Source organism: Ottowia sp., assembly GCF_035325765.1.
In the GTDB taxonomy this organism is placed as follows: Bacteria; Pseudomonadota; Gammaproteobacteria; order Burkholderiales; family Burkholderiaceae_C; genus Ottowia.
Map to the genome: position 1 here is coordinate 40,999 of NZ_DAOKZG010000005.1, position 22,941 is coordinate 63,939.

Sequence of the window (22,941 nt, forward strand, 5' to 3'; positions counted from 1 at the left end):
GCTGATCTCGCTGCGCATGGGCGGCGCGCGGGGGGTTGGGCCAGCATTGCCTTCAGCCACCCAGGAACGCCTGGATGTGCTCCGCCAGCAGCGCGGGCTGGTCGTGGTGCAGCATGTGGCCGCAGTCGGGCAGGGTGGCGCGCTCGAGCTGGCGCACCGCCTGCAGACGCTGGTGGAATTCCTCCAGCGTGAAGCGGCCGCGCCACCAGCCGTCCATGGCGCTGTCGCTGGCTTCGACCATCAGGGTCGGTGCCGTGATGGCAGCGTACAGCGCCAGCATTTCCTCCACCCGGAACAGCTGGGCGCTGACGACGCGGTGCGCGTCATCGCCCAGGATGTGCCAGCGCGTGCTGCCGTCGGCGCCAGTGCGCGGTTCGGCCCACTGGCGCGCCAGCCAGTCGGCCTTCGCCTGCGGCAGGCGCGGGTTGGTCTGCCTCAGGCGCGCGGCGACGCCAGCCGCGCTGTCGTAGCTGCGCAGGCCGATCTCGCCGCGCCGCAGGCGCTTGATCTCGTCGAGCCAGCGCGCGTAGCGCTCGGGCGCCTGCTCGGGCCGTGTGGCGGGCATGCCGAAACCTTCCAGGTTGACCAGGCGCCGGATGCGCGTCGGGCGCGTTCCCGCGTACATCATGGCGACGTTGCCGCCCATGCTGTGGCCGACCAGGTCGGCCGCCGCGTCGCCGCAAAAGTGGTCGATCAGGCCCTCCAGGTCGCCCAGGTAGTCGGCGAATGCATAGTGGTCGCACGCCGGGCCGCGCGACTGGCCGAAGCCGCGCCAGTCGGGTGCGACGACCAGGCGCCCGGCAAGAAAGTCATCGTCCAGTGCATCGATCATGAACTGCCACGACGCAGCCACGTCCATCCAGCCGTGCACCAGCACCAGCGGCGGCCGCGGGCCGCCCGACCGGCCCCACAGGCGCACGTGGTAATGAACGTTGCGAACAGGGACTTGCACGCTGCGCGCGGGCCGGCGGACTTGGTACATTGACATCCAGATGAATCTTAGAGGAGACGCGAGCATGTCACTGCCGGTACCGGACGACCACTACGCCGCGATGCACGCGGGGTTTCGCTGGCACGTGCCCGAGCGCTTCAATCTGGCCGAGGCCTGCTGCCGACGCTGGACCGTGGGCGCGCGCGCGGCCGAGCGCATTGCCGTGATCGAGCATTTCACCGACGGGCGCACCGGCTTTCACTCGTATGTCGCACTGCAGGAGCAGGCCAATCGCCTCGCCAACGCGCTGCTCGACCTCGGCGTGCAGCGCGGCGATCGCGTGGCGATCGTCATGCCCCAGCGCTTCGAGACGGCGGTGGCCTACATGGCGGTGCTGCAGATGGGCGCGATCGCGATGCCGCTGTCGCAGCTCTTTGGCCCCGAGGCGCTGGAATACCGCCTGCAGAACGCCGGTGCCTGCGCGGCGATCTGCGACGACGGCGCGCTCGCCAGCCTGCTGCAGGCGCGTGCCACTTGTCCCGAATTGCGCACGGTGATCGGCCTGGGCGATGGCGCCCGGCAGGCCGATCGTGGCTGGCAGACCCTGCTGGCCGGCGCGGCCGATGAGTTCGACCCGGTCGATACCGCGGCCGACGACCCTGCCGTCTTGATCTACACCAGCGGCACCACCGGCGCCCCCAAGGGCGCGCTGATCCCGCAGCGGGTGCTGATCGGCAATCTGCCGGGCTTCGTCTGCAGCCACAACGGCTTCGGTTTCGACCTCGGGGCGCTGGGACTGAACCGCGTCTGCGCCTACGGACCGGACGACGACGGCGCATCGACGCAGGCGATCTTCTGGTCGCCCGCCGACTGGGCCTGGACCGGCGGCCTGATGGATGCCCTGCTGCCGACGCTGTACTTCGGCCGCCCCATCGTGGCCTACAACGGACGCTTCGACCCGCAACTCGCGTTCGAGTTGATGGCACGCCACCGCGTCACGCACAGCTTCCTGTTCCCGACCGCGCTCAAGGCCATGATGAAGGCGGTGCCGCATCCGCGCCACCAGCACGAGCTGCGCCTGCAGGGCCTGATGAGCGCCGGCGAGGCCGTGGGCGACGCCGTGTTTGCCTATTGTCGCGACGAGCTGGACGTGATCGTCAACGAGATGTTCGGGCAGACCGAGGTCAACTACATCGTTGGCAACTGTGCGATGAATGTGGCCCCCACGCTTCGCACTGACGTGTCTGCACTGCCCCCCGAGGGGGCCCAACCGGCCTTGGGGCGGCCCGGCGGCGGGTTGAATGTGGCCCCCACGCTTCGCACTGACGTGTCTGCACTGCCCCCCGAGGGGGCCCAACCGGCCTTGGGGCGGCCCGGCGGCGGGTTGAATGTGGCCCCCACGCTTCGCACTGACGTGTCTGCGCTGCCCCCCGAGGGGGCCCAACCCGCCTTGGGGCGGCCCGGCGGCGGGTTGGTGCTCGACCGCATGCTCGTCGGCTGGCCGGCCCGGCCCAACAGCATGGGACGCGCCTATCCCGGCCACCGCATCACGCTGCTGGATGAGGCGGGCCAGGAGTGCACACCGGGCACGCCGGGCGAGGTGGTGATCCACCGGCGCGACGTGCACGGCGATGCGGACCCGATCTTCTTTCTCGGCTACTGGAACAACGAGGCCGCCACGCGCGCCAAGTTCACGGGCGACTGGTGGCACACCGGCGACGTGGCGCAGGCCGACGCAGACGGCTACCTGTGGTATCAGGGCCGCGCCGACGACGTGTTCAAGTCGGCGGGCTACCGGATCGGCCCGGGCGAAATCGAGAACTGCCTGGTCAAGCATCCGGCGGTGGCCAACTGCGCCGTGGTGCCCAAGCCCGACGCGGCGCGCGGCGCCCTGGTCAAGGCCTACGTGGTGCTGACGGCGGATTTCCTGGCGCGGCGGCAGGCAGCATCCGAAGGGCCGGCCGCCTTCGAGCAGCAGATCGTCGCGCAATTGCAGGAGCACGTGAAGGGTCTGCTGGCACCCTATGAGTACCCGAAGGAAATCGAGTTCATCGAGCAGCTGCCGATGACCACCACCGGCAAGGTGCAGCGCCGCGTGCTGCGCCTGCGGGAAGAAGAGCGCGCACGGGCGGCTTCATGATGGCGCCCCGATCCTGGCAGCTGCGTCGCGCGGGCGGCGCTTGAGCCTGGCGATGGCCCGTCACAAGCCCGCGCACGTCAGTGAAACCCCGGCCACCGCCATGCTGCGCGCGCACGGGGTCGCCTTCACCGAACATCCCTATGAATACGTCGAGCATGGCGGGGCCACGCACAGCGCCACGGTGCTCGGCTTCGACCCGCACGCCGTGGTCAAGACCCTGGTGATGCAGGACCAGGACGGCAAGCCCCTGATCGTCCTGATGCACGGCGACCGCAAGGTCAGCACCAAGCAGCTGGCGCGCCAGATCGGCGCCAAGTCGGTCGAGCCCTGCGCGCCCGAGGTCGCGAACCGCCACTCGGGCTACCTGGTGGGCGGCACCTCGCCATTCGGGACGCGCCGGCAGATGCCGGTCTACATCGAATCCAGCATCCTCGAGCTCGGGCGTATCGGCATCAACGGCGGGCGGCGCGGTTACCTGGTCGGCATCGACCCGCGCGCCTGCGTCGACCTGCTGCACGCCCGGTCCGTGCAGTGCGCGATTGACCTCAAGTCCGGCGGCTGATCGCTTGTGCATGTCTCGACGCCTGCGTGAACACCGACGTTCGTCACTTGCTCCAAGGGCGCGCCGACGCGTGTGGAGCCGCAGCGCACACCCTTGCCTGGCGCGCCGAGGGTGGCCCTGTCAGGAGCATCCGACTGCCGGATCCGGGGTAACCTGCAGCGAAAGCGTGGCGTAATTCCTGGAGTAATCGTGGGCCAGCGCGCCATAATCCGGCCTCAACCGCTATCAATTTTCAGGTTGTAAAGTTGGATTTCCTGGCTCCTGTTCTGGTCGCAGTGGCGGCCTACCTGGTGGGTTCGCTGAGTTTTGCCGTGATCGTCAGCCGCGCCTTGGGCCTGGCTGATCCGCGCAGCTACGGCAGCGGCAATCCGGGTGCCACCAACGTGCTGCGCTCCGGATCCAAGGCTGCGGCCGCCGTCACCCTGCTGCTCGACGCCTTCAAGGGCTGGCTGCCGGTCATGCTGGTGCGCTGGTTTGGCGCCGACCTCGGCCTGGGGGAGGGCACCCAGGCGCTGGCTGGCCTCGCAGCCTTTGCCGGCCACCTGTGGCCGGTGTTCTTCCGCTTCCAGGGCGGCAAGGGCGTGGCCACGGCACTGGGCGTCCTGCTGGCCAGCGCGCCCTGGCTCGGCGTGGCGACGCTGGCGACCTGGGTCATCATTGCCGTGTTCTTCCGCTACTCGTCGCTGGCGGCCCTGATCGCCGCGCTGTTCGCGCCGGCCTACTACTGGCTGGGCGAGGGGCTGGCGTGGAGCGCGTCGGGCGCCAAGCTGCTGGCCATCGCGGTCATGAGCCTGCTGCTGATCTGGCGCCATCGGCAGAACATCCAGCGGCTGCTGGCCGGGACCGAATCGAAGCTGGGGAGCAAGAAGTCATGAGCGACATCACCAGGCTGTGCGTGGCGCATCGCTACAGCGAGGCGTCGATCCACAACGGGGTGGTCTACCTCGGCGGCATGGTGCCGGAAGGCGACGCGACCGACATCCAGGGCCAGACGGCCGACGTGCTGGCCCAGGTCGACGCGCACCTGGCAGCGTGCGGCAGCGACAAGTCGCGCATCCTGCGCGTCCAGGTGTTTCTCGCCCACATCGCCGACATCGCCGGCATGAACGAGGTCTGGGATGCCTGGGTCGCTCCCGGCCACGCGCCGCCCCGCGCCACCGTGCAGGCGGCGCTGGCCGATCCGGCCTGGCGCATCGAGATGGTGGTGACCGCGGCCCAGCGCTGAGGCTCAGCGCCGGATCAGCATCAGCTGGCTGCCTTCGCGCTGCATGCTGAAGCGGTTCAGGAAGCTGTTGCCGAGCAGCACGGCGGGCATGGGTGCGGGCACCACCACGGCATCGACGTTGTAGGCCGTGATGTCGCCCACGCGCAGCTGGTTCAGCTTCAACGCCCAGCCGGGGGTCTGGCCATTGGCGGTGTTCAGGCGCACCGCCTGGCCGGCACGGTAGCCGAGACCGAGCCGATCGGCCTCGGCCTGGCTGATCGAGACCACCGAGGCCCCGGTATCGACCAGAAACTGCACCGGCCGATTGTTGATGCTGCCCTGCGTGAAGAAGTGGCCGCGCGCGTCGGCAGTGAGCGCGACGCGCCCGCTGCTGGACGTGGGCGCGCTGCCCACGCGCACTGGCGACTCGCCGACGCGCAGCGTCAGGCGCTCGCCACCAACCCGCACCACGGCTTCGTCGCCCCGGGCCGACAGCAACTCCACGCCCTGGCGCGATTCACCCGGCGCCATGGCGCGCGGCGCGCCGCCATCGATGATCAGCAGCGCCTTGCTGCCCAGCGTGCCGTGCAAGGTCACGTTCTGCGCCCAGGCCAGCGCCGGCAGCAGGGCCGCACCAGCCAGCAGGCGGCGCAGGAAGATCACGGTTTTCATGCGATTTCGCGTTCAAGAAGATGACGGACGACGCCGGCTGGTACCCGCATGACGAATGACGGATCGATTGTCGACGTCCAGTCGGTCCGGCTGTCATTCGCCGTTCGTGCGCGGATTTGTATCGGCTTTCCATCGCTCGCCCCGTTCGCCGTGAGGCGTTGGCGGTCCAGAGGCCGCGGAGCAACCCATGCCAGCGGCAGCCGTGGCCGGGGTCTCCCTGGCCACGGCTGCGTCCCCCTGGGGGAAGGCGCGAAGCGACATAGGGGGTGCATCAATCCCTGAAATTGTCGAACGACAGCGGCAGCTCGGTCATTTCCTTGCGCAGCAGCGCCATCACCGCCTGCAGGTCGTCGCGCTTGGCGCCGCTGACGCGCACCAGGTCGCCCTGGATCGCGGCCTGCACCTTGAGCCTGCTTTCCTTCACCAGCTTCTGGATCTTCTTGGCGTCCTCGGTGGCGATGCCGCTGCGTACCTTGGCAACCTGCCGGACCTTGTCGCCGCCCACCTTCTGCACCGCACCCAGGTCGAGGAAGCGCGCGTCCACGCCACGCTTGGCGAGCTTGGCGCGCAGGATGTCGAGCAGTTGCTGGAGCTGGAAGTCGGCGTCGCCCAGCAGGCTGATTTCCTTGTCCTTCAGCTCGATCGCCGCGCTCGTGCCCTTGAAGTCGAAGCGCGTGCCGATTTCCTTGGCGGCGTTGTCCACCGCGTTGCGCACCTCGACCATGTCGGGGTCGCAAACCGTGTCAAAAGAGGGCATGGCAGGGGTCCTTGCTGCTCGTTGCGTGAATCTCGGATGCGACAATTGTCCCATGGTGGTCGAGCGCAACGTCTCCCTGCAACCCTTCAACAGCTTCGGCATCGCGGCACGGGCGGCGCGCCTGCTGCGCGTGCGCGATGCGGACGACGTGCGGGCGCTCCAGGCAGACCGGCGGCTGGCGGCGATGCACAAGTTCGTCCTCGGCGGCGGCAGCAACATCGTGCTGACGGGCGACGTCAAGGGCGTGGTGCTGAAGGTCGAGGTGCCGGGCCGGCGCATTGTCCTGGAGACGCCGCGTCACGTCATCGTCGAAGCCGGTGCGGGCGAGAACTGGCACGATTTCGTCGCCTGGACGCTGGACCGGGGCCTGGGCGGACTGGAGAACCTGGCGCTGATCCCCGGCACCGTCGGCGCCAGCCCGGTGCAGAACATCGGCGCCTACGGGCTGGAACTGCAGGATCGTTTTCATGAACTCGACGCGATCGACCTCGAGACCGGCGAGCTGTTCACGCTGGGTGCCGCGCAGTGCGGCTTCGGCTACCGTGACTCGGTGTTCAAGCACGGCGCCGCCAAGCCGGGCGACTTCGGTCTGGCGGGCCGGGCGCTGATCCTGCGCGTGCGCCTGGCGCTGCCCAGGGCCTGGCAGCCGGTGCTGGGCTACCTGGACCTCGAGCGGCGCATGCACGACGAGGGCGTGGCGCGCCCCAGTGCCCGGCAGATCTTCGACTGGATCGTCGCCATCCGGCGTGCCAAGCTGCCGGACCCGGCAGTGCTCGGCAATGCCGGCAGCTTCTTCAAGAATCCCACCGTGACGCCCGAGCAGTGTCAGGACATCATCGGCCGGGATCCCCGCCTGGTGCACTACCCGATGCCCGACGGCAGCGTCAAGCTGGCCGCCGGCTGGCTCATCGATGCCTGCGGCTGGAAGGGCAAGCGCGTCGGCAACGCCGCCGTCTACGACAAGCAGGCGCTGGTGCTGGTCAATCGCGGTGGCCAGAAGCACCCGGCCACTGGCGGCGAAGTCATGACCCTGGCCAAGGCGATCCAGACCAGCGTCTACGAGCGCTTCGGCATCCGGCTCGAGCCCGAGCCGGTGGTGGTCTGAGCCTTCAGGTCTTGCGCTGCGCCGCCCGATAGGCCGCGACGCGTTCGCGCAGGCCGGGGCGCGCCGCCGAGCGCACCAGGCGCGCCAGGTCCTCGGCATCGCCCGCCGCGCCGCGCGGCCGCTCGGCGGCCTGCACGGCGGCGTGGGTGGCGTGCTGCGTGGCACTGTCGAGCCGGCTCACGCGCGCGCGCAGGCGGGCCAGCTCGGTGTCCAGGGCCTCGGCCTCGAGCCGCTGCGTGGCCAGCCCGCTGGCGCAGGCCGTGGCGCTGTCGATGACGGCGCCGCCCTCGATCCAGTCAGCGGCGCGGCGCGCACCGACCCGGCCGGCGAGCCGTGTCGTGCCCAGCACCAGGCCGAAGCCGGCGCCCGGAAAGGCCAGGCTGGCGTCGCCGACGATCCAGCGCTCGCCGCAGGCCGCAAACAGGTCGGCGCCGGCGCCCAGGGTGCAGCCGTGCGCCAACGCCAGCGTGGCGAACGGCGCGCCATGCACGGCCTGCAGCAGCAGCTCGACGCGTGTGAAGCGTGCCAGCAGGCTGTCATCGCTTTCCTGGTCGAGGTCCGACAGGTCGAAGCCGGTGCAGAAGTGCCGGCCCGCGCCCGACAGCACCAGCAGGCGCAGCCCCGGGTCGGCGCAGGCCGCCGACACGGCCTCGCTCAGCGCTTCGACCAGCGATGCCGACAGGGCATTGCCCTTGTCTGGGCGATTCAGCTCCAGCTGCAGGACAACGCCGTCGCGTTTGGAATTCAGCTCGTTCATGGCGACTTCAGTTGCCCACGGTGCCGCCCGCGACCCGTACCGCACGAAGCGTCGCCGCTCCAGTGGCCGCGGAGCAGGCCATTCCCGGGCACCCGTGGCCGGAGTCCCTCCGGTCACTGGGAGTGTCCCCTTTCCAGGTGGATGGAGCGCAGCGACGCAGGGGATGTCTCATTTCATGCCCACAGATTGGGCGCCAGCGCGTTCGAGTAGCCCGACACGAAATCCTTCACCGCACCGGTCTCGGGCGTGAACACATGGCGCGTGACGCGGCCGATGTTGGCACCATAGAGGTGGATGCTGATCGAGGCCTGGTCGTCCAGTGCGTTGCCGACTGCATGCACGTCGCCCAGGCGCGGCGAGACGATGTCGAGCGCCCCCGGCAGCAGGGTGATGAGCGAGCCGCTGGGTGTCAGGCGCCCGCTGTCGTCATAGGCGTAGCGCTGCGTCCATTCGCGGCCGCGCAGCATGCCGATGATGCCCCACACCGTGTGGTCGTGCACCGGCGTCTGCTGGCCCGGCCCCCAGACGAAGCTGACCAGCGCGAAACGGTCCAGCGGGTCGCCGTAGAGCAGGTGCTGCTGGTAGCGCTGCGCATCGCCCACCGCCATGGCCTCCGGCAGCCAGTCATCGTGCGCCACCAGCGCCTGCATCAGCGGCGTGGCGCCGCGGATCAGCTGGGCCTCGTCGGCCGGTCCGGCCTCGACCAGGCGCGTCATGGCGATGACGAAGCTGAGCAGGCGGTTCTCGGGAGCTCTCATGGCGATTCCTCCGGATAGGCGGCGCGGATCTCGGCGCCGTGCTCGCCCAGCGCCGGCGGCGGGCGCCGGATCGGGAAGCCGGCGCCGTCCAGCCGCAGCGGCGAGGCAAAGGTGTGCGTCGCGTGGCCGCCCGGGAGCGTGAGCGGCTGCACCCAGCCCATGTGCACGGTCTGCGGATCGGCCAGGGCGGCGGCGTAGTCGTTGATGCGCGCGTGCGGCACGCCCGCGCGGTTGAACGCGGCGATCCAGTGGTCGACCGGCTGCTGCGTGAACACGGCTTCCAGGATCTCCTTCAGCGCGTCCTGGTGCTGGGCCCGGTCGGTGGTGCCGAGGAAGCGCGGGTCCTCGGCCAGCTCGGAGTGGCCGACCACGTCCAGCACGGCCAGCCACAGCTTGTGCGTGCCGGCGGCGATGGCGAAGTAGCCGTCCTGTGCGCGGAACGCCTGGTAGGGCGCGTTGCGCGGGTGTGCCGAGCCGAGCTTGCCCGGGCTGCGCCCGTTGCCGAAGTATTCGCTGGTCTGCAGCGCGGCGATGCCCAGGGTGCAGCCGAACATCGGGATGTCGATGTGCGCGCCCCGGCCGCCGGCGCGCACGCGCACCAGCAGCGCGGCAATCGAGAACGCGGCATACAGGCCGGAGGCGAAGTCCGACAGCGGCACGCCGCACTTCACCGGCGCGCCGCCGGGCTCGCCGGTCACGCTCATGACACCGGCGGCGGCCTGCACCGTGAGGTCGAAGCCGCCCTCGATGGCGCGCGGCCCGCTCTGGCCGTAGGCCGAGATCGAGGCGTAGACCAGCCCCGGTTGCTCCGCGCTCAGCGCGGCATAGCCCAGGCCCAGCCGTTCCATCACGCCCGGGCGGTTGTTCTCGACCAGTACGTCCGCGTCGCGGATGAGCCTGCGTGCCAGCGCCAGGTCGTCGGCCTGCTTGAGGTCCAGCACCACCGAGCGCTTGTTGCGGTTGAGCGAGGCGAAGTTCTCGCTGTAGCCGTCGGCGAGCGGCGGCCAGTTGCGCAGGCCGTCGCCGTCGGGGGGCTCGACCTTGATCACGTCGGCGCCCATGTCGGCCAGCAGCATGGCGGAAAAGGGGCCGGCAGCGGTCGAGCAGAACTCGATCACGCGCACGCCGGTCAGCGGCAGGGACGAGGGATCTGGTGGTGTCATGAAGGACTGTTTCTTGTTGCAGCCGCGGCCGGGCCGCGCTCCCGATGGCGCCTGATGTTAGACGCTTCGCTCCGGCCTTGCTGCACGCGCCGGACTTCAGCTTGCGCGGGCCCAGCGCGGGCCCGGGCCACGTGCGCGCAGGTAGAGCCAGCCGGCGATGCTGAGGTTGAGCAGGTTCCAGCCGATGCCGTTGACGAAGGCGGCGCGGTAGCTGCCGGTGACGTCGAAGATCCAGCCGCTCATCCAGCCGCCCAGCGCCATGCCCAGCATGGTGGCCATGATCACGGCCCCTACGCGCGCGCCGACCTCGCGCGGCGCGAAATGCTCGCGCACAATGATGGCGTAGGAGGGCACGATGCCGCCCTGGAAGAAGCCGAACAGCGCCGAGATCGCGTACAGCGGCACCAGGCCATCGAAGGGCAGGAACAGCAGCAGCGCGATGCCCTGCAGCGCCGAGCCCATCAGCAGCGTGCGCACGCCACCGATGTGGTCGCAGATCCAGCCCGAGATCAGGCGGCTGAGGATGCCGGCACCCAGCATCAGCGACAGCATCTCGGCGCCGCGCGCCGCGCCGTAGCCAAGATCCGTGCAGTAGGCGACGATGTGCACCTGCGGCATCGCCATCGCCACGCAGCAGGCCACGCCGGCCACGCACAGCAGCCACTGTGCGTGCGCGGGCGGGAGGCCGAAGGGACGATCGCCCGCCACTGGGCGCGTGCTCGTGCCCGCGGCCGGCTCATGCGCCAGCGGTGGTCGCTGGCGCATGCGCAGCGCCAGCAGCGCCATGCCGATGCTGCACAACCCGCCCAGCGCCAGGTAGGTCGGACGCCAGCCGTAATGCTCGATACCCCATTGCGCCAGCGGCGGCCAGATGGCGCCGGCGATGTAGTTGCCGCTGGCGCAGATCGCCACGGCGATGCCGCGGCGTCGGCGCCACCACAGCGTGGTGTCGGCCATCAGCGGCGCGAAGGTCGCGGCGCCGCCGAGAAAGCCGAGCAGGGCGTGCGCCAGTCCGAACGACGCGATGCCTCCGGCCAGCGCGGCCCAGATGTAGCCCGCGCCGACGGCCACTGCGCCCATCGTCAGCACCGGTGCAATGCCGTGGCGATCCGCCAGCCGCCCGGTGAAGATGCCGCCCAGGCCGAGCGCGACCATCATCAGGGTGTAGGGCAGCGAGGCCGCGCCACGGCTCACGCCGAATTCCGTCTGCACCACAGGCAACACGACCGAGACCACGTACATGCTGCTGTTGCCCAGCGCCACCAGGCCGAGCGTGGTCAGCAGGCGCCAGGCCGCGGTGCGCGAATCGATCAGGCTGGGGTCGGCGGGGGCGGTGGGGGTCATGGGGGGTGTGGCTGGCCCCGCGGGGATGCGCGGCGCGGCAGACGGCAATGTTACCGGCGGCGCGACAATCACGGACCATGGACCCCCTGCAGACCCGCTTCGTGCTGATCGAGACCAGCCATGCCGGCAACGTCGGCGCCGTGGCGCGTGCCATGAAGGTGATGGGATTCGACGACCTGGTGCTGGTGCGGCCGCGCTGGCCCGACGTGCTGCAGCGCGTCGAGGCGGTCGAGCGCGCCAGTGGCGCGGCCGATGTGCTGGCGCGGGCACGCGCGGTGGCCACGCTGGAGGAGGCGCTGGAGGGGATGACGCACCTGTGTGCCACGGTCATGACGCCGCGCGATTTCGGCCCGCCGACGCGATCGCCGCGCGCGCATTTCCAGGACTTGCTGGCCGGCCCGCAGGCCCCGCCACCCGGCGTGGCCCTGCTGTTCGGCAGCGAGCGCTACGGGATGCGCAACGAGGACGTGTACCGCTGCCATGCAGCGCTCAGCATCCCGACCGATCCGGCCTATGGCTCGCTCAACCTCGCGGCTGCCGTGCAGCTTGTTGCCTACGACTGGCGCCAGGCGCTCGCCGCGCACGCCGGCGGCTGGGCTGCCGCGGCGCCAGCCAGCGTCCCGACCCATGTGCCGGCCGACGCCGCGCAGGTGGCGCGGATGCTGGCGCACTGGCAGCAGGCGCTCATCGACGTGGGTTTCCTCGACCCCGCGGCGCCGAAGAAGCTGATGCCGCGCCTGCAGCAGCTGTTCAACCGCGCCGCGCCCAGCCAGCAGGATCTCCACATCCTGCGCGGCATCGCGCGCGCGATGCAGGATGCAGCCGCCGGCCGCAGGCACTAAACTTTCGCGCACTATGCTGTCCCGGATTCGCTCCTACACCCAGGCCATCCTCGAGCGCGACCCCGCCGCGCGCAGCGTCTGGGACGTGGTGTTCTCGTATCCGGGCTTTCACGCCCTGGTGCTGCATCGGCTGGCGCACTGGCTGTGGGGGAAGGGCTGGCACTGGCTGGCGCGCTGGATCTCGCACTGGGGGCGCTTTCTCACCGGCATCGAGATCCATCCCGGCGCCAGGATCGGCGAGCGCGTCTTCATCGACCACGGCATGGGCGTGGTGATCGGCGAGACGGCGGAGATCGGCGATGACTGCACCATCTACCAGGGCGTGACCCTGGGCGGCACCTCGCTGGTCAAGGGCAGCAAGCGCCACCCGACGCTCGGCAAGGGGGTGGTGGTAGGGGCATCCAGCCAGATCCTGGGCGGATTCACGGTCGGCGACGGCGCCAAGATCGGCTCCAGCGCGGTGGTCACCAAGCCCGTCCCCGCGGGCGCCACGGCGGTCGGCAACCCGGCGCGCATCATCCTGGCCGACGACGACTCGCGGCGCGAGGAAGCCGCGGCCCGGCTGGGCTTCTCAGCCTATGGCGTGACGCAGAACGACGACCCCGTGAGTCAGGCGCTGCGCGGCCTGATCGACGGCACGGCCGGCCACGAACACCAGATCGCCCTGCTGTGGCAGGCGGTCGAGCAACTGGCTTGTCGGATCGACCCGGGTTGCGTGCCCGCGGACGCGAGCAGGCAGGAAAGCTTCGAGGCCGACAAGCTCACGCAACTGGTGGGCAAGTAGCCGCCAGCCGCAACCGCGCGATCAGCGCGCGCGCTGGTTCTTGCCCACCTCGTTGCCGATCAGCGCGCCCGCGGCGGCACCCCCAATGGTGCCGATCGGGCCACCAAACAGCACATGACCGGTGGCGCCGCCCACCACGGCCCCCACCCCCGTGCCGATCTGGGCGTTGGTGGGCTGGCCTGCGCAGCCGGCACTGGCGAGGGCGCCGATCAGGGCCAGGAACAGGGTGGCATGGCGTGTCGAGAATCCGGAAGTCTTCATGCTGCAATCTCCAATCCGCGTCCATGATCGTTGCTCCTGAAGGCAACCGTGTCACAGAACGCAGTCAACTGCAACCAGGCGCAGCCAGGCGCCGCACCCCGGATGGCGCCGGTCTCGCGTACCGTGTCACCGATGCTGTCACGGCGCCCGGTCCGGCGGGCACATCTGGTCACCATGGGAGCGATGTTTTTTGCCTACAACGCCCGTGAATCGTGGCATCGATACTCCGTTTCCGATAGCGGAACAACCAGCCGGACGATTCTTCGCCTGCGTGCTTGCGCCCCCTTGGTCGGCATTCCGACATGAGCGTTCTCATGGATTCCCTGGATTCTGCCGGCGCCAGGGATGCTCTAGAGTGCCAGGACGCATGCCGGCGCGCGCTGCGGGCGCGGGCGGGCAGCGCTGTCGATCGATCACAAGGAGACCCCTGATGCAACTTCCCATTCGCTGCAAGCGCCCCCTGCTCGGGGCCCTGGCCCTGCTGGCCGGTTTCGTCTGCCTGCCGGCACTGGCCGATGTCACGCTCAAGGCTTCGCACCAGTTCCCCGGCGGCAAGGGGGACGTGCGCGACGAGATGGTGCAGATCATCGCGCGCGAGGTGAAGGCGGCCGATGTCGGCCTGGAGATCAAGGTCTATCCGGGCGCCAGCCTGGTGAAGGCAGCCGAGCAATGGAAGGCCATGCAGAGCGGGCAGATCGACATGTCGTCGTTCCCGCTCGACTATGCCTCGGGCTTTCACCCGCAGTTCGGCGCCACGCTGATGCCCGGCCTGGTCAAGAGCCACGCGCACGCCCAGCGCCTGAACAAGTCGCCCTTCATGGACGAGATGCGCAAGGTGATCGAGGAGGGCGGTGCGCGCGTGCTGGCCGACGCCTGGCTGGCCGGCGCCTTCGGCGCCAAGGACAAGTGCATCCGGACGCCCGACGACGTCAAGGGCATGAAGATCCGCTCGGCCGGCTCGACCTTCGCGGAGATGTGGGCTGGCGCCGGCGGCTCGATCATCTCGATCGCCTCCAACGAGGTCTACAACGCCCTGCAGCAGGGCGTGATCACCGGCACCGACACGTCCACCGGCTCGATGGTGTCATTCCGCATGTACGAACAATTGCAGTGCGTGACGGCGCCCGGCGACCACGCCCTGTGGTTCATGTACGAGCCGGTGCTGATCTCGCAGCGCAGCTGGAACAAGCTGGACGACCGGCAGAAGGCGGCGCTCACCGCCGCTTCGCAGAAGGCGGAGGCGTATTTCGCCGCCGAGTCGGCCAAGCTCGACGAGAAGATGGACGAGGCCTTCAAGAAGGCCGGCCGCGAGGTCATCACCCTGACCGAGGCCGAATTCAACGCCTGGCGCGACGTGGCGCAGCGCACCTCCTACAAGGCGTTCGCCGACAAGGTGCCGGGCGGCAAGGAACTGATCGAGAAGGCGCTGAGTGTCCAGTAAGCCGGCGGCGGCCAGCGTGCCGGCCTGGGCCGGGGCGGTCCAGGCCGTTTCGCGCGCCTTCGGCGTGTTCTCGGCCTTGCTGATCGTGGTGGCGATCGGCGTCATCTGCCAGATGGTGTTCGTGCGCGCTGTCCTCGGCCAGTCCGCCATCTGGCAGACCGAGTTCTCCATTTTCGCCACGGTGGCCGCCACCTTCCTGGGGGCGCCCTACATCCTGCTCACGCGCGGCCACGTCGCGGTGGACGTGCTGCCGCTGATGGTGGGGCACGAGACGCGGCGCTGGCTGTTCGTGATCGGCTATGCGGCGGCGCTGGTGTTCTGCGCGTTGTTCCTGTGGGCGGCGATTCCCTGGTGGTACGAGACCTGGGCCAGCAACCAGACCACGTCGTCGATCTGGCGCGCGCGCTTGTGGATCCCATATCTCGCGGTACCGGTCGGACTGGCGCTGCTGTGCCTGCAACTGGCGGTCGAACTGGTCCTGGTGCTGGAGCGCCAGGCCAACCCCTTCAACCTGCGGCCCGACGAAGGCCTGTAGGAAGTGCGTCCATGAGCCCGTTGCTGATTGGCCTGCTGATCTTCGCCGTCACCACGATCCTGCTGGCCACCGGCATGCCGATCGCCTTTGCCCTGGGCGCGGTATCGCTGGTGTTCATGGTCATCTTCGATGGCTGGGAAAGCGTGCATTTCATGCCCGAGACCATCTTCGGCGGCCTGAACGACTTCACCCTGGTGTCCTTGCCGATGTTCGTCATCATGGGCGCGGCAGTGGCGGGCTCGCGCGCCGGCATCGACCTGTACGAGGCACTGTCGCGCTGGCTGCACAAGGTGCCGGGCTCGCTGGTGGTGTCCAACCTGGGCGCCTGCGCGCTGTTCTCGGCGCTGTCGGGATCGTCGCCGGCGACCTGCGCGGCGATCGGCAAGATGGGCATTCCGGAGATGCGCCGGCGCGGCTACGACGCCGATCTCGCCACCGGCGCGATCGCCGCCGGCGGCACGCTGGGCATCCTGATCCCGCCCAGCGTCACCATGATCCTGTACGGCATCGCTTCCGAGACCTCGATCGGCCGCCTGTTCATCGCCGGCGTGCTGCCGGGCCTGCTGCTGGTGGCGCTGTTCATGGCCTGGGCGGTGTTCCTGAGCTGGAAGCGGGGCACGCGCCTGGTCGATCATGGCCGCATCTACTCGCTGCGCGAGAAGCTCGAGCTGATGCCCCGCCTGGTGCCCTTCATCGCCGTCATCGTCGGCGTGGTGTATGCCCTGTACGGCGGCATCGCCACCCCTTCCGAGGCGGCGGGGGTGGGCGCCATGCTGTGCCTGCTGATGGTGATCGTGATCTACCGCGTCTGGCGCCCGGTGCAGCTCTGGGCCATCCTGCGCGACGGCCTGCGCGAGTCGGGCATGCTGCTGCTGATCATCGGCACCTCGATCCTGTTCGGCTACATGATGAGCTCGCTGCAGGTGACGCAGTCGGTGGCGGAGTCGATCGCCGCCATGGAGGTCAACCGCTGGGTGGTGATGGCGGCGATCAATGTCATGCTGCTGGTGGCCGGCTGTTTCCTGCCGCCGGCGGCAATCATCCTGATGACCACGCCGATCCTGATGCCCGTCATCACCGCTGCCGGCTTCGACCCGATCTGGTTCGGCGTGATCCTGACCATCAACATGGAGCTCGGTCTGATCACGCCGCCGGTGGGGCTGAACCTGTTCGTCATCAACGGCATCGTGCCGGACGTGCGCCTGCCCACCATCCTGCGCGGCGCCTTCCCCTTCATGCTGTGCATGGTGGCAGCGATCGTGATCCTGTGCGTGTTCCCCGAAATCGCCACCTGGCTGCCGGCCAAGGTGATGGGCTGAGGACTGAACAATAACCGGACGCGAAGGACGCGAAAGGAAACCTGTCTTTTCTTGATTCAGGCTTCTTCTGCGTCCTCTGCGAAACCTTCGCGTCCTCTGCGTATGGATGTCCGGTGTTTCAGTGTCCGCCAATCATGCTCATGCCTTGGGTGCACGCACCGCGCTCTTGGGCCGGAACGCCTTGCACACCGCTTCGTCGGTCTCCAGGTAGGGCCCGCCGATCAGGTCGATGCAGTAGGGCACGGCGGCGAAGATGCCGTGCACCTTCGGCTTGCCGTCCGCGTCCTTCAGGCCCTCCAGCGTCTCCGCGATCGCCTTGGGTTGGCCCGGCAGGTTGATGATCAGCGACTTGCCGCGGATCACCGCGACCTGCCGCGAAAGGATGGCGGTGGGCACGAAGGCCAGGCTGATCTGGCGCATCTGCTCGCCGAAGCCGGGCATCAGCTTGTCGGCCACGGCCAGCGTGGCCTCCGGCGTGACGTCGCGCGGCGCGGGGCCGGTGCCGCCGGTGGTGAGCACCAGGTCGCAGCCGGCGTCGACCAGCTCGACCAGGGTGTGGCTGATGCGCTCCTGGTCGTCGGCGATCAGGCGCGGCTCGAAGCGGATCGGATTCTTCAGCGCGCGGCTCAGCCAGTCCTGCAGCGCGGGCAGGCCCTTGTCTTCGTAGGCGCCACTCGCCGCGCGGTCGCTCACGGAAACGATGCCGATGGTGACGGAGTCGTGGTTGGTTGCCATGTCCTGCTTGTCCGTAGGGGGTGGGCGTTCAACCGGCGCGACTGTCGTCCACGTAGGCTGCATCGCTGCCGGGCAGCGTATCGGCGCGCTCCGCGCGCTCGAGCGCGGACTGGATGAACTGAAACAGGCTGCGAAACGCGCGCCCCTGGCGCACGCCCTGGCCGCTGGCGCGGGCCGGTTCGCCGGCCTGGAGCGAGGGTGCTTCCTTGCGCGCCTGGCGCAGCAGCGTGCGCAATTGCTGTGCGTCCGTGTCCGGAAACTGCATCATCCAGGCGCCCAGTGTCGCGTCGTCGGCCAGCAGGCGCTCGCGCCAGCGCTCGGCGGCATGCAGGCGCAGGGTGTCGCGCGCCGCGCCGCGTTGCTGCTGCTCCAGTGCGGCTCGGATGGCCGCGACGCTCTCGCCCGGCAGTCGACGCATCAGCTTGCCCACGTACTGGCCCTGGCGGCGCCGCCCTTCGAAGTCGCGGATGCGGCGCAGTTCCTCCAGCGACTCGAGCAGGCGCTCGGGCAGGGCGAGCGGCGCCAGCAGGTCGGCGCGCAGTTCCAGCAACTGCTCGCCCAGCGCCTGCAATTCGCTGCTTTGCGCCTTCAGCTCGGTCTTGCTCGGGCCGTCGGCACGTTGCTCGCGCTGCAGTTCGGCGTCCAGTTCGCTGCCCGTGGCGACGAACTGGCCGCGCACGAAATAGCCTTTGCGGGGTTTGCGGGTCATGCGTCGAAGGTCCAGGATGCGCAAGTATGATAGCCGCCACCATGACGCAATCCTCCAGGCCCCTGCCGGGCTTCTCCTATTCCCGTGCCTTCTTCGAGGACCTGGTCGACAGCGCGCTCGCGCACGCGCACCGGCTGGGCGCGAGCGATGCCGGTGCCGAGGCGTCCGAGGGCGTCGGGCTGTCGGTCGGGGTGCGCAAGGGCGAACTCGAGTCGGTCGAGCGCAATCGCGACAAGTCGCTCGGCGTCACGGTCTACCTGGGCCAGCGACGCGGCAACGCCAGCACCTCCGATTTTTCGCGCGCCGCGATCGAGGCCACGGTACAGGCGGCCTACGACATCGCGCGCTTCACCGCCGAGGACCCGGCGGCCGGGCTGCCCGACGTGGAGGACGTGGCGACCGAGATCGTCGATCTCGACCTGTTTCACCCCTGGACCCTGGACAGCCAGCAGGCCACTCGCATCGCGCTGTCCTGCGAGCGCGCCGCCTTTGCGGTGGACCGGCGCATCGGCAACAGCGAGGGGGCGAGCGTATCGGCCCAGCAAAGCCATTTCTTTTCCGCGCACACGCATGGCTTTCGGGGCGGCTACGCCAGTTCGCGCCACAGCCTGTCGGTCGCGCCGATCGCCATCGAGGGCGACGACATGCAGCGCGACTACTGGTACAGCTCGATGCGCGATGCCAGGCAGCTTGCCAGCCCCGAGGCCGTGGGACGCTATGCCGCCGAGCGCGCGCTGTCGCGCCTGCGCGCGCGCAAGATCGCGACGCGCGAATGCCCGGTGCTGTTCGAGTCGACGCTGGCGGCCGGCCTGTTCGGCAGCTTCGTGCACGCCGTCAGCGGCGGCGCGCTGTACCGGCGCACCTCGTTCCTGCTCGACTCGCTCGGGCAGTCGGTGTTTGCCGACCATGTCGACCTGGATGAAGACCCCTTCGTGCGCGGCGGCAAGGGGTCGTCGCCGTTCGATGACGAGGGCGTGCGCGTGCAGCGGCGCCGGGTGGTCGATGCGGGGCGTTTGCAGGGCTACTTCCTCAGCACCTATTCCGCGCGCAAGCTTGGCCTGAAGACCACCGGGAATGCGGGCGGCTCGCACAACCTGCGCCTGGCCTCGCGCCGCACGCAGCCGGGTGATGACCTGCCGGCGATGCTGCGCAAGCTCGGCACCGGCCTGTTCGTGATCGAGCTGATGGGGCAGGGCGTGAACCTGGTGACGGGCGATTATTCGCGTGGCGCCAGCGGCTTCTGGGTCGAGGGCGGCGAGATCGCCTACCCGGTGCACGAGATCACCATCGCCGGCAACCTGCGTCAGATGCTGCGCGGCATCACGGCGATCGGCGCCGATGCCTACACGTTCGGCGCCAAGACCGTGGGTTCACTGCTGGTCGACCGGATGACAGTGGCCGGCAGCTGAGGAGCGGGTCGGCGGCTTTCCTGGATGGCCCACGGGGCAGAGGCTGCCGTGGCTCGCACGGACCAGGCTCCCATCCTGGAGCAACGCCACGAGCGCCTGGCACGCCGCGCATCCCTGCCCGGGGCGGTCTGCTTCGTTGCAAATGCTCGCGAACCCCAGCCAACGCTGCGTCTCGCTCTTGCGGGGCGCGGTCGACCTTGTTGCGCCGGCTCGGCGCGGGGCCGCCGTGCCTGCGCCGCCCGTGCGCCGCGGCGCATGCGTGTCACTGGGAACTGAACTCGGGGCGGCCGTGCCGGCCGCCCGCAGGCTCCTCACGCTGTTGGCGGTGGCCCTCGGATCGTCCGGGTCTGTGCTCCTCGTTGGCCTGCTGGCGCGGCTGTGGCGCGCGTGCACGACCGGCGAACGGGGCCTCCTGCCGCCACGCCGCCTGCGCTCGTTCCGCCGATCTGCCCGCCGTCGGTGTCCGCGGGGCGGACCCGAGCTCTTCCTGCGGTCGGGTGGGGCGCCCGGGCGTCGGAGCCGCGCCGCGCTCGCCCGGGTCGAAACCGGGTGACTCACGCTCCAGGCGCCGGCTCGGTGCCCGTGGTTGTGGCGTTTCGGTCGGCTGCGCGCCGGGCGACATCAGCCGCCGCTCCTGTGTCGCGTCGTCCCGACGGTCGCGATCGCGTTCCCACTGCGGCCTGGGCTGGCGTTGCTCCGGGACCTGGCGGCGCCCGTCGGGTCGTGCCTGCCCTGGCGCCGCTTGCGTGGGCGGCGTCACCGGGGGCGCCGGCCGGCTGGCATCGCGCGTGCGTGGTGGCGGCTCCTGCCTGGACAACCCGCGTTCGGAGCCTTCGGGCACGAATGGGCGTTCCGCTGGAACCGGGCGCCCGTCGGGCCGCGTTCGTGGCTGTGGCCGACCCGCGGGAGCCGCGCCGGGGACTGGTGCGCGCGCTGGTGGCGGAGTCACCCGGCTGGCGCGCAGCCAGTCCGCGGGCAGGTCGCGACCATCGCGAAAGTGCGGCCGGGCCCCCGGCGCTGGCGGCCGGTCGAACGACCCGTGCGGCGCCACGCTGATGGCACCGGGTCGGTGCTGAAAGAAGTAACCGTCGCCGTGCGGCCGCGCCGTGGCGCGCCAGCGGCTCCAGTCGTTGATGCGGCGGAGATAGCGCGGGCTGGCATGGTAGTGCGGCTGCCACGCCTCGCCGGGGGCGAGCGGGAACCACGCCACGCCCAGCGGGCTGCTGCCGATGCTCACGCTCCAGCCGCTGCCGCTCGCAAAGAACTGCACCAGCGCCGGCGCATACACTGGCCGGCGCACCAGTGGGCCAGGCACCCAGGCCCAACGCATTCCGATCTGGATCCAGCGGCCGTAGTGAAACGGGGCGAAACCCCAGGGCGCGTCATCCACCCAGGTCCAGCCCCAGGGGTCGATCCAGATCCAGCGCCCGTAGCGGTAAGGGGCCCAGTCGACGATGATGATGCTGGGGTACCAGACCGGGCCCCAGGTGGCGTCCCGCGCCCATTGCCCATGTGCGTCCAGTTCCTGGTAGCCGGGCATGTCGCGCGGCAGGTAGCTCGCCGAGAGCGAGCGGTCCTCCTGCGCGTCTCGCAGGGCCACCCATTGCTCGAAGGCATCACGCCCAGGCGCCGCGCCCTGGGCCAGCAGCCCCAGGCTGCGGCCGGAAACCAGCACCTGGCTGCCGCCCGCCAGCGGCATGGCCTGTCCGGCCTCGCCGTAGAGCAGGGCCGCGCCGGCGCGCACCGTCACGCGGGTGGTGCCCGCATCGGGGTCGACGTCGACCCGGTATTCGCCGGGCTGCTGCGCGACCACCGCCAGTTGCGGGGTGTCGATCTCGACCCGCTCGCCCGCCTCGAGTTCGCGCAGGCGCAGCGACAGGCTGCCCGACGTCAGCGCCACCTGGGTCGTGCTGTCGTCCAGCACCGTGGTGTCGAGGTCGGCCGCACCCTGCAGGCGCAGTACCAGCCAGCCACTGTCCAGTTCTACACGGCTGCCCGAATCGACCTGCAGTTGCGTGCCCGTGGTGATCGGCCAGTTCAGTGTCGCAGGCGCCCACTGCGTCCGGTCGGGGGCCTGGCTGATTTCAGCCGTGCCCTCCAGCGCGCTGACATAGGCGACGCGGCTGGGCGGATCCGCCTGTGCCCAACCCAGCGTACCGGTGCCCAGCAGCAGGGCCGCGATCAGGCCGCGCATCCCGCGGCGCCAGGAAAAGGTAACGAAAGGGTGCATGTCGGAGACTCCGGCAGACGCAGGTCGCGCCTGCGGACACCCATTTAACGCGCGAGCCGGAGTCCGGGCTTGTCTCCGCACCTGGCTTTGTGCAAAGTTGGCTGCCAGGGTGCAACCAGATGCAAGCGCCCCGCGGCGATGCTTGGTCGGCCCGGTGCTCAGCGCCCGAGGGCGGCCTTCACCGTGGCACTGACCGTGCCCATGTCGGCCTTGCCCGCCAGGCGCTGCTTCACCGTGCCCATCACCCTGCCCATGTCGCCGGGGCCGCTGGCGCCCAGTTCGGCGACGATGGCTTGCACGGCGGCGCGGACCTCGTCCTGCGACAGGCGCGCCGGCAGGTAGGCCTGCAGCACCAAGATTTCGGCGCTTTCCTGGTCGGCCAGGTCCTGGCGCCCGGCCTGGGCGAAGGCCGCGACGCTGTCCTTGCGCTGCTTGATCAGCTTGTCGATGGCGGCGATCACCGCCGCGTCGTCCAGCAGCACGCGCTCGTCGACTTCCTTCTGCTTGATGGCCGCCTGCAGCAGGCGAATCGTGCCCAGGCGCTGGCTCTCGCGCGCGCGCATGGCTGCCTTCATGTCTTCAGTGATGCGATCCTTGAGTGTCATGGTTCAACCTGAATCGGGTGGTTGGGCGTGCCCGGCGATGTCGTCATCAGCGTGCCAGGCGAGGGAGGGCGCGAGCGGGTTCGGCCGGCGGCCGCGGGCCGCATCCTGCAGGGGCCAGGCCGCCATGCACGCGTGCGCGCCATGCCGCGGCGAAGGCGCGTTGGCGGGGGGGCGCGGCGCTCTGGCCGAACGTGCCGGCGTCGCAGCGGCCGCCAGACCGTGCGTCCATGCATGCTTTCAAGACGTTGACGAGCGTCAATCGCCGGATTGGGGTTGACTTGCTCCCGCAGAAACGACGAAGGCTCGCTGAGCGTCCTCGGCGAGCCTTCGAAAACGGCGCGGAAGCCGCGGGCGTTCAATACAGCTTCTTGGGCAGCTGCATGCTGCGCACGCGCTTGTGGTGGCGCTTGACGGCTGCGGCCTTCTTGCGCTTGCGCTCGGCCGTCGGCTTCTCGTAGAACTCGCGCGCACGCAGGTCGTTGAGCAGGCCCAGTTTCTCGATCGTGCGCTTGAAGCGGCGCAGCGCGACGTCAAACGGCTCGTTCTCTTTAACGCGGATGGTGGTCATTCGGTGACTGTGTCTTCGGTTTGCGGCCAGAGGGCGGGAAGGAGGACTCGACTTCGCGCCATGCACCGCAGGATTGCGCCCCGCCGAGCCAGGTTGGCAGGCGAAGCTTT

Annotated in this window: 24 protein-coding genes; 11 read left to right on the forward strand and 13 right to left on the reverse strand. The window is 69.8% G+C overall.

Translation table 11 applies throughout. The features are described 5' to 3' along the window. Positions 1 to 52 precede the first annotated feature (52 nt). A complete protein-coding gene (locus PKA16_RS03340) occupies positions 53 to 982 on the reverse strand; it encodes an alpha/beta hydrolase (RefSeq protein ID WP_324400531.1) in 930 nt (309 codons plus the stop codon). A gap of 34 nt (positions 983 to 1,016) precedes the next feature. On the opposite strand from PKA16_RS03340, the gene PKA16_RS03345 reads away from it, so the two are divergent. From PKA16_RS03345 to PKA16_RS03360, 4 genes are all read left to right on the forward strand, one after another. Then, positions 1,017 to 3,071, forward strand: coding sequence for an AMP-binding protein (locus PKA16_RS03345; protein WP_324400390.1), 2,055 nt, complete (start codon positions 1,017 to 1,019; stop codon positions 3,069 to 3,071). Between the two features lie 52 nt (positions 3,072 to 3,123). After that, positions 3,124 to 3,633 (forward strand): Cys-tRNA(Pro) deacylase, encoded by a 510-nt coding sequence (ybaK, locus tag PKA16_RS03350; protein WP_324400392.1) that lies wholly within the window; start codon positions 3,124 to 3,126, stop codon positions 3,631 to 3,633. A 245-nt stretch (positions 3,634 to 3,878) separates the two neighbouring features. Next, positions 3,879 to 4,508, forward strand: coding sequence for a glycerol-3-phosphate 1-O-acyltransferase PlsY (gene plsY, locus PKA16_RS03355; protein ID WP_324400394.1), 630 nt, complete (start codon positions 3,879 to 3,881; stop codon positions 4,506 to 4,508). Further along, positions 4,505 to 4,858, forward strand: a complete 354-nt coding sequence (locus tag PKA16_RS03360; RefSeq protein ID WP_324400396.1) for a RidA family protein — start codon at positions 4,505 to 4,507, stop codon at positions 4,856 to 4,858. Before plsY ends, PKA16_RS03360 begins: the two co-directional genes overlap by 4 nt. A 3-nt stretch (positions 4,859 to 4,861) precedes the next feature. On the opposite strand, the gene PKA16_RS03365 is transcribed toward PKA16_RS03360, so the two are convergent. Further along, positions 4,862 to 5,509, reverse strand: a complete 648-nt coding sequence (locus PKA16_RS03365; RefSeq protein WP_324400398.1) for a TIGR02281 family clan AA aspartic protease — start codon at positions 5,507 to 5,509, stop codon at positions 4,862 to 4,864. A 271-nt stretch (positions 5,510 to 5,780) separates the two neighbouring features. Further along, entirely contained in the window at positions 5,781 to 6,266 is a 486-nt protein-coding gene (locus tag PKA16_RS03370) for a YajQ family cyclic di-GMP-binding protein (protein ID WP_324400401.1), read from the reverse strand. A gap of 52 nt (positions 6,267 to 6,318) precedes the next feature. On the opposite strand from PKA16_RS03370, the gene murB reads away from it, so the two are divergent. Beyond that, positions 6,319 to 7,371 (forward strand): UDP-N-acetylmuramate dehydrogenase, encoded by a 1,053-nt coding sequence (murB, locus tag PKA16_RS03375; RefSeq protein WP_324400403.1) that lies wholly within the window; start codon positions 6,319 to 6,321, stop codon positions 7,369 to 7,371. A gap of 4 nt (positions 7,372 to 7,375) precedes the next feature. Here murB and PKA16_RS03380 read toward each other — a convergent pair whose 3' ends face one another. The 4 genes from PKA16_RS03380 to PKA16_RS03395 form a co-directional block, all read right to left on the reverse strand. Then, positions 7,376 to 8,128 carry an enoyl-CoA hydratase/isomerase family protein gene (locus PKA16_RS03380; RefSeq protein ID WP_324400405.1) on the reverse strand — a complete coding sequence of 251 codons (753 nt, stop codon included), beginning with the start codon at positions 8,126 to 8,128 and terminating at the stop codon, positions 7,376 to 7,378. Positions 8,129 to 8,301: 173 nt separating this feature from the next. Continuing rightward, the gene (locus tag PKA16_RS03385; protein ID WP_324400407.1) at positions 8,302 to 8,886 is read right to left on the reverse strand and encodes a cysteine dioxygenase; all 585 of its coding nucleotides are present in this window, start codon (positions 8,884 to 8,886) and stop codon (positions 8,302 to 8,304) included. Continuing rightward, positions 8,883 to 10,049, reverse strand: a complete 1,167-nt coding sequence (locus PKA16_RS03390) for a CoA transferase (protein WP_324400409.1) — start codon at positions 10,047 to 10,049, stop codon at positions 8,883 to 8,885. The genes PKA16_RS03385 and PKA16_RS03390 overlap by 4 nt, the downstream gene beginning before the upstream one ends. A gap of 96 nt (positions 10,050 to 10,145) precedes the next feature. Further along, entirely contained in the window at positions 10,146 to 11,393 is a 1,248-nt protein-coding gene (locus PKA16_RS03395) for an MFS transporter (RefSeq protein WP_324400411.1), read from the reverse strand. 86 nt (positions 11,394 to 11,479) lie between these two features. On the opposite strand from PKA16_RS03395, the gene PKA16_RS03400 reads away from it, so the two are divergent. Next, positions 11,480 to 12,235, forward strand: coding sequence for an RNA methyltransferase (locus PKA16_RS03400; RefSeq protein ID WP_324400532.1), 756 nt, complete (start codon positions 11,480 to 11,482; stop codon positions 12,233 to 12,235). A 13-nt stretch (positions 12,236 to 12,248) separates the two neighbouring features. Beyond that, positions 12,249 to 13,019 (forward strand): serine O-acetyltransferase, encoded by a 771-nt coding sequence (gene cysE, locus PKA16_RS03405; protein WP_324400413.1) that lies wholly within the window; start codon positions 12,249 to 12,251, stop codon positions 13,017 to 13,019. Between the two features lie 21 nt (positions 13,020 to 13,040). Here the strand turns inward: cysE and PKA16_RS03410 are convergent, their stop codons facing one another. Next, entirely contained in the window at positions 13,041 to 13,280 is a 240-nt protein-coding gene (locus PKA16_RS03410; RefSeq protein ID WP_324400415.1) for a glycine zipper 2TM domain-containing protein, read from the reverse strand. A 430-nt stretch (positions 13,281 to 13,710) separates the two neighbouring features. Here PKA16_RS03410 and dctP point away from each other — a divergent pair, with 430 nt between their 5' ends. The 3 genes from dctP to PKA16_RS03425 are packed head-to-tail and all read left to right on the forward strand — an operon-like array spanning position 13,711 to position 16,575. Beyond that, positions 13,711 to 14,721 carry a TRAP transporter substrate-binding protein DctP gene (dctP, locus tag PKA16_RS03415; protein ID WP_324400417.1) on the forward strand — a complete coding sequence of 337 codons (1,011 nt, stop codon included), beginning with the start codon at positions 13,711 to 13,713 and terminating at the stop codon, positions 14,719 to 14,721. Next, positions 14,711 to 15,256 carry a TRAP transporter small permease gene (locus PKA16_RS03420; protein WP_324400419.1) on the forward strand — a complete coding sequence of 182 codons (546 nt, stop codon included), beginning with the start codon at positions 14,711 to 14,713 and terminating at the stop codon, positions 15,254 to 15,256. Before dctP ends, PKA16_RS03420 begins: the two co-directional genes overlap by 11 nt. Positions 15,257 to 15,267: 11 nt before the next feature. Further along, complete coding sequence (locus tag PKA16_RS03425) at positions 15,268 to 16,575, forward strand: TRAP transporter large permease (RefSeq protein ID WP_324400420.1); 1,308 nt, start codon at positions 15,268 to 15,270, stop codon at positions 16,573 to 16,575. Positions 16,576 to 16,713: 138 nt separating this feature from the next. Here the strand turns inward: PKA16_RS03425 and mog are convergent, their stop codons facing one another. Beyond that, the gene (gene mog / locus PKA16_RS03430) at positions 16,714 to 17,310 is read right to left on the reverse strand and encodes a molybdopterin adenylyltransferase (RefSeq protein WP_324400422.1); all 597 of its coding nucleotides are present in this window, start codon (positions 17,308 to 17,310) and stop codon (positions 16,714 to 16,716) included. A 28-nt stretch (positions 17,311 to 17,338) separates the two neighbouring features. Further along, positions 17,339 to 18,019 carry a ribosome biogenesis factor YjgA gene (gene yjgA, locus PKA16_RS03435; RefSeq protein ID WP_324400424.1) on the reverse strand — a complete coding sequence of 227 codons (681 nt, stop codon included), beginning with the start codon at positions 18,017 to 18,019 and terminating at the stop codon, positions 17,339 to 17,341. A gap of 41 nt (positions 18,020 to 18,060) precedes the next feature. Between yjgA and pmbA the strand changes: the two genes are divergently transcribed. Then, positions 18,061 to 19,428, forward strand: a complete 1,368-nt coding sequence (pmbA, locus tag PKA16_RS03440; protein ID WP_324400426.1) for a metalloprotease PmbA — start codon at positions 18,061 to 18,063, stop codon at positions 19,426 to 19,428. Between the two features lie 262 nt (positions 19,429 to 19,690). On the opposite strand, the gene PKA16_RS03445 is transcribed toward pmbA, so the two are convergent. From PKA16_RS03445 to rpsU, 3 genes are all read right to left on the reverse strand, one after another. Next, on the reverse strand, positions 19,691 to 21,658 hold the full coding sequence (locus PKA16_RS03445) for a DUF6600 domain-containing protein (RefSeq protein WP_324400428.1): 1,968 nt from the start codon (positions 21,656 to 21,658) through the stop codon (positions 19,691 to 19,693). Positions 21,659 to 21,816: 158 nt separating this feature from the next. Beyond that, on the reverse strand, positions 21,817 to 22,263 hold the full coding sequence (locus PKA16_RS03450; protein ID WP_324400430.1) for a GatB/YqeY domain-containing protein: 447 nt from the start codon (positions 22,261 to 22,263) through the stop codon (positions 21,817 to 21,819). A gap of 355 nt (positions 22,264 to 22,618) precedes the next feature. Then, positions 22,619 to 22,831: a 30S ribosomal protein S21 gene (rpsU, locus tag PKA16_RS03455; RefSeq protein WP_324400431.1), complete on the reverse strand. Its 213-nt coding sequence runs from the start codon at positions 22,829 to 22,831 to the stop codon at positions 22,619 to 22,621. Positions 22,832 to 22,941 lie beyond the last annotated feature (110 nt).